The following is a 5058-nucleotide window of genomic DNA, read 5'->3' on the forward strand; positions in this document are numbered from 1 at the left end:
TTATGTCTGGTCCTCGGTGGTCGCTTACAATCTCGCCCTCTTCGCCCGCCTCAGATCGAACTGACATCCCATGTCGCCAGCCAAAACCGGACCGGCGGAACGCCGGCAGTTCCCAATGCGCGCATTTCCACCAGAAATCCTGGCCGCCGCAATTAGCACCCATGAGCCACACCGCATGGCTTCAAAGCGGCCACCAAGCGGAACCCAAACGCGCTGCAAGCACAAGAAAACCAGCCGTTTATGGACGGAAACTAGCTATTAAGGACATCCCATGGCATTCAATATTGCGATCTATCTGAATCGTATCGGCCTTGCTCGAGTGCCGACAACGGTCCACGGTCTTGTTGCCCTTCAGCAGGCTCAAATGCGCGCGATTCCCTTTGAAAACATCGATGTGCTGTTGGGTGATATACCCAATCTGACTGAGAATTCGATCTGGGCCAAACTGATCAATGCCCGGCGGGGGGGGTATTGCTTCGAATTGAACAAGTTGTTTGGCTTGGCGCTCGGAGCACTCGGTTTCACGATCCAGCCCATCCTGTGCAGAGTGCGTATGGGTGCTGCAGAGGGTGGTCCACGCACACACCAGGCATTCATCGTAACCATCGAGGGCGTCGACTGGCTCGCGGACGCTGGCTTCGGTGGTCCAGCACCGATTGCACCGCTACGGATCGATACAGAGGAACTGCAAACACCTGGCCGTGACGTGTTTCGCCTGCGAGTTGACTCCGCCAGCGGAGAACTCGTCGTTGAACGCAAGAACGGGAATGAATGGTTCGCTCTTTATGGTTTTGATCGAGCCACCGCCCTGCCCTCAGATTTCGAGGGCGCCAACTTCATCTGCGCTCGCTGGGACCGTTCGCCGTTTCCATCCAGCCTCATGATGAGCGTGCTGACAGCCGAAGGGCCTGCGAACTTGTTCAACAAGGATTTCAGCTTGATTCGGAACCAAACTGAGGAAACAGAAACACTCAAAACGAAGAGCGAACTCCAGCGAGTCTTGTCCGATGTTTTTCGGCTGCACCTTCCTCGGTCCACGATTGATTCGTTATGGGAAAAGCTTGGTTCGCGTGGACGGATATAGGAATGAAGGCCGTCAAGCTTGCACTGCGTCGTTTTTCAGCAGTCGGATCGGCCTTTTTGCAGGCAACGTGTGTGGCATCACTCGAAGCCTCATACGTAAATGACCCTGCTCGCTTAAGACCGCTCACAGCCGTCAGCGGTGGCAGCCAATCGGCAGCTCTAACCAAGATCTCCGGATTGGAACGGTGAGCGTCGGCTACGGTGTCGCCACAAGCGATCAAGCACACCGGTCCCAGCATCAGGCTGTGCTGCCGTGTCCACAGCGCGCTACTCAGCAATCATCTCAAATCAGCTGCTCATCGGCATGCCCAGCCTCCGCCAGTTGGGTGCTCGAATGGTTCAAGGGCGGCGGCCCGGCCATGAGCGTTGTGAGAGCTGGCTCGGGAAAACTGCACAGCCGGTATAAGTGGAATTTCTGCCTGACTTTGGCTTAAATGCCGGAAACAGGAGATAGCATGACGAGACGACCGCGCCGGAACCACAGCCCGGCTTTCATCAGGGGCGGACAGACGCTGGTGGAATTATCCCGGCAGTTCGACGTGCACGCCAATCAGATCAAGCAGTGGAAAGACAAACTTCTTGAGGGGCGACCGGCGTTTTCGGTGATGAGGGCAAGGCGGAACCGGCGGAACCCACTGTCGATATCAAAACACTCCTTGCCAAGATTGGAGAATTGACGCTGGAGATTGATTTTTTATCCGGTGCGCTCGACCGCAGCATAATTGAGGCGGAAATCCACTTAGCGAAATGCCACGAACTGTTCAGACAAACCGAGCCAGCTCTGTTGACACCTTCGGGTGCCTGCGCTCTCGAGTGCTCGGATGCACATGATGGGTAAGATGGAGCGGCTTCATTAAGCGCTGCCGGCCGATTGAGTTCCGCATTGCCACGGAATCGGCGCCGTCATCCATTTTTCACCCAGGGGGCCGCCCTCAGCTCTCGAAGCCACTTTCTCAACACAACCTTCAGCGCGTTGTCGGACATACGACATAGTGATGTCTGCACAACTTGTTGTTCTAACGCGGCTTTTCTGTTGGCTCGCTACTTGCTTCCTCGCTCCAAGTGCATTTCGGAACCAGGAGAAACGATGGGAATAACTACAGAAAGTGCCAATGCCCCATTGAAATTTGCCTCAGTTCCAAGATGTCGACCCACTGCCAGCGCTACTTCCTCACACGGGTGGACTCCGTTGGATTCGCTCTTCGGCAACCCGAACTGCGGGGAAGGCCAGGTGCTCCATATGAAGGTCCACTGGGAGCTCACCGACCAGGAAAGGCTGGGGCGGTCTTGGTCGCCTCAGCCGCAGTTGACGGGAGGACCGCTACGGCTCCGTTGGGGCGCGGACAAGATAAACGAAGTCCATGCGGCTGGTCGCTATGGTTCGCCAGAATCGTTGGACTCACATGAAGTGATCAAAGTTCCGAACTGCCTACGGTCGGTGTCCCCATTGACTAGCGAACACGAGCTTGAGAGATACGAAAGCTACGAACAGATGGATCGCGTCATCGGCAGCCGCGTCGAGCTGACGTTCGTTCCCATGCAAAGCGCAGTCGATTGCCCGAGCCATGGAGCTCGCCGGTTGCATGCAAGCGCTGGCATACATCCACACCAGCATGACGGGAAGTACCCTCCAACAGACATGAACCACTCAAACGTCCTGCGAGCCCAAGGATTTCTCGAAGCTGGAGTTCCCGACCCGCTGGTCATGCGCGCGTGGCGCGAAGGGCGCATGGAGCTGCCTACATCAGCGAACTATGCATCGCCGCGTGGTGACGCATGAGCTGGCAGGCGAAGCGCTACCACGATATCAGTTGCGGACACCGCGTTGTTGGGCACGAAGGCAAGTGCAGGCATCTGCACGGGCATAACTACCGTGTGCATTTCAGCTGCCGAGCTCGACAATGTGGGGCGCGTCATCGACTTCAGCGACATGAAGAGCAAGCTCTGTATGTGGCTGGAAGAGAATTGGGATCATAAGATGCTCATGTGGGAGCGTGACCCGGTTGCCAATGCGTTGATCGACGGCATAATCAAAACCGGTGACGGGACGACGATCGGTGATGGCATCGTGCTGGTCCCGTTCAATCCGACTGCTGAAAACATCGCGCAGCATCTTGTGCTCGTGGTGGGTCCGCAGCAGCTCAAAGGCACAGGAATCAAGCTGGTACGTTGCGAAGTCGAAGAAACGCGCAAGTGCTCCGCCGTGTACGCCCTGCAGCCTCAAAAGTGAGATTTCGGGTAGATGGAGAGGTAATGATCAATAGCAAAACTCTCGTTGAGCGAGTTCAACTCCCTGGCAGCGAAGTTGGCTGCAGAACTAAACCGGGTCTACGAATCACCAACGCCTCTATCGAGGCCCTTGCGACAGCACCTTGCGACAGCAAGGTAGTGGGAATAAGACCCAAATCTGATTGATCTACGGTTCGATAATACCGAGCCGCGCAGCTTTCAGAGCGGCAACTGTTCTGCTGCCAGTTTCCAATTTCCGCATTACATTCTTAACATGAAAATCGACTGTATTTGGAGAAATACCAATTATATTCCCGATACTCCAAGACGACTTTCCTTTTGCCACCCACAGAATACATTCTTTTTCTCTGGCAGAGAGCCTAGGAAAGTGGTCCCCACTCAATTCTAGGCATCCGATTACCTTGATGTGATAGTAAAACGCGGCTAGTTGCAAGTAAGAGATTGCGCTATTTCCTAGATCGCATCTTTCAGTTCGAGCAAAGCTCATGGTCGAGAAATTGCCCCAAGGCCCATGTAGTGGAATGGTAACTCCCGACCTCAGCCCGAACTGTGCCGCCTCGTCGAAGACGCGCAGTTCGCTGTCAGTTGTGCTTGGCTCTGTGTAGACTTCACTCCACCGAAAAGCGGCCGAGTGAAACCGGCTCGTCTTTACGCTGGGATCGATCTTGTCATAGCCCTTTTTGACACAGTACTCTTGCCACTCGAGTGGGTAATTCGATGCTACCCGCCGTTTGCCTCCGTTCTGCCTGTGTGGATCCTGTAATTGCGCTGGAGGACCATACGCAATCCAACGGCAATCGAAGTTGCGGGCAAAAACGGATATTCTGTCAAACAGCTGTTCAATGCAAATAGCTCGATTGAGCTGGCTGAGAAACATGTCAAACGCGAGGGCAATCTCTTCATCAGTCGTCACCTCGCGATTGCTTGCTCCATCAAGCGAAAACTGATTGGACATTCTGTCATCGCCCCTAGGCGTTGAATTCACGACTGAGATAGTGCGATACTCCATGGAATCACCTCGATGGGTCGTTTATCGACGCGCAGAGTTGCTTGCTGCAGAGTGGCCCGTCACTTCGAATATAGGCTTTCGAGCTAATGAGCCTAAGCCATGGGACCTTTGTTTTCCGCCATCACTTGGCGAACAATTCAGTGCTGTTTGGCAGCACCTGCGCTGTACACCGAGGACGTTTCAAAATTCATGCCAACTAGATTTAGGAGCGCCGAGAACGAAATTTCGAGTATAATTCAGTGGCGAGAGACGCCATCGCCAGGCGGCAGCTCGCGCACCGCTGTGTCGCGTTTCTGACACCCTGTTTGTGGGATGATATCTGGCGGCGCATTAGTCATGGCAAGGCCAATCGGAATAATGGACCCAAAAGGGTTGCATCGCCTTTCATGGACGCGGCCATCGTCGGGCACGCCGCCAACGCCTTTCGCCGCGTGACATCAAGAGCGGCACAGGTCGATGCTAATCTTCGAAACAAACAAGGGGCAGAAGAAGCAGAAATACGATGATGTTAACTGCTGGTGCAGGGCCTTTCGGCTTGAGTTTGCTAATGCACCAACCTGAAGTTTCAATTGATATTCCTTGGAATGGCCCCTGCGGAATTTCGTTCGTTTGGCAAAGCTCTAAGATGTGGGCTGCACAGCGATTCCATCTTCCCGCTAAGTTGGTGCCCAGGGGCGTCTTGCTCCGCTCCTGGAGTTCAACGCGGCCCCAACCTA

The 5058-nt window shown here is 54.6% G+C and carries 3 protein-coding genes and 2 pseudogenes; 3 read left to right on the forward strand and 2 right to left on the reverse strand.

Translation table 11 applies throughout. The annotated features are described in order from the left end of the window. Window positions 1-271 precede the first annotated feature (271 nt). The 3 genes and pseudogenes from LPU83_RS24700 to LPU83_RS24730 all read left to right on the forward strand — a co-directional run bounded on the left by LPU83_RS24700 (window position 272) and on the right by LPU83_RS24730 (window position 3313). Entirely contained in the window at window positions 272-1084 is an 813-nt protein-coding gene (locus LPU83_RS24700) for an arylamine N-acetyltransferase family protein (RefSeq protein WP_024319120.1), read from the forward strand. A gap of 433 nt (window positions 1085-1517) precedes the next feature. Beyond that, window positions 1518-1801, forward strand: a pseudogene (locus LPU83_RS24715) (IS3 family transposase); the annotation flags it as partial. A 1058-nt stretch (window positions 1802-2859) separates the two neighbouring features. Continuing rightward, a pseudogene (locus LPU83_RS24730) lies at window positions 2860-3313 on the forward strand (6-pyruvoyl trahydropterin synthase family protein). A gap of 186 nt (window positions 3314-3499) precedes the next feature. Here LPU83_RS24730 and LPU83_RS24735 read toward each other — a convergent pair. Both LPU83_RS24735 and LPU83_RS73600 read right to left on the reverse strand, forming a co-directional pair. Continuing rightward, entirely contained in the window at window positions 3500-4288 is a 789-nt protein-coding gene (locus LPU83_RS24735) for a LuxR family transcriptional regulator (RefSeq protein WP_082323338.1), read from the reverse strand. A 513-nt stretch (window positions 4289-4801) separates the two neighbouring features. Further along, a partial coding sequence (locus tag LPU83_RS73600; protein WP_207105866.1) for a hypothetical protein occupies window positions 4802-5058 on the reverse strand: 257 nt, incomplete at its 5' end.

Origin of the sequence: Rhizobium favelukesii (assembly GCF_000577275.2) — a bacterium.
Taxonomy (GTDB): Bacteria; Pseudomonadota; Alphaproteobacteria; order Rhizobiales; family Rhizobiaceae; genus Rhizobium; species Rhizobium favelukesii.

Coding starts and splice junctions, on each gene's coding strand:
- LPU83_RS24700 (WP_024319120.1), top strand. CDS start 272: ATGGCATTCAATATTGCGATCTATCTGAATCGTATCGGCCTTGCTCGA.
- LPU83_RS24735 (WP_082323338.1), bottom strand. CDS start 4,288: ATGTCCAATCAGTTTTCGCTTGATGGAGCAAGCAATCGCGAGGTGACG.